Annotated in this window: 1 protein-coding gene and 1 pseudogene; one reads left to right on the forward strand and one right to left on the reverse strand. The window is 70.7% G+C overall.

All coding sequences use genetic code 11. From position 1 onward, the window contains the following. A partial coding sequence (locus A9X03_RS12505) for a VWA domain-containing protein (RefSeq protein WP_231975387.1) occupies positions 1 to 651 on the forward strand: 651 nt, incomplete at its 5' end. Positions 652 to 654: 3 nt separating this feature from the next. Here A9X03_RS12505 and A9X03_RS29800 read toward each other — a convergent pair. Then, positions 655 to 817 (reverse strand): annotated as a pseudogene (locus A9X03_RS29800) (hypothetical protein); the annotation flags it as partial.

Below are 817 nucleotides of genomic sequence, written 5' to 3' on the forward strand. Positions count from 1 at the left end.
ACGCCGGCCATCAACCTGGGGCTGGTGGAATTCGCGGCCAACGCGTCGCTGCTGGTCTCCCCGACCACCAACCGCGAGGCGGTGAAGGCGGCGATCGACAGCCTGAAGCCGGCCCCCAAGACCGCGACGGGCGAGGGCCTGTTCACCGCCCTGCAGGCGATCGCGACGGTGGGCTCGGTGATGGGCGGCGGCGACGGCCCGCCGCCGGCGCGCATCGTGCTGGAGTCCGACGGCGCGGAGAACGTGCCGCTGGACGCCAACGCCCCGCAGGGGGCGTTCACCGCCGCCCGGGCCGCCAAGGCCGCGGGCGTGCAGATCTCGACCATCTCCTTCGGGACGCCGTACGGCACCGTCGAGTACGAGGGCGCCACCATCCCGGTTCCCGTAGACGACCAGACGCTGCAGAAGATCTGCGAGATCACCGACGGCCAGGCGTTCCATGCCGACAGCCTGGAGTCGCTGAAGAACGTCTACTCGACCCTGCAGCGCCAGATCGGGTACGAGACCGTCAAGGGCGACGCCATCGAGAAGGACATCGGCTATCGCACCGTGGCCGGGCCGGGCAGCGCCGGGTGGCTGCGCCTGGGCGTGATCACCGCCTTGATCGCGACGGCGCTGGCGCTGCTGATCAACCGGCGGCTGCCGGTCTGATCGTCAGGACGGCAGCCGGCGGTTCAGGAACAGGCCGGCCAGGATCGCGCCGGCCAACGCGACCGCCCCCAGCAGCATCCACGCGAGGCTGGCGTCGCCCTTGACGGTCTCGTACCCGATCTGGCGCTGCAGGGTCGAGTAGACGTTCTTCAGCGACTCCAGGCTG

This window comes from Mycobacterium sp. E1715 (assembly GCF_001667625.1).
GTDB lineage: Bacteria > Actinomycetota > Actinomycetes > Mycobacteriales > Mycobacteriaceae > Mycobacterium.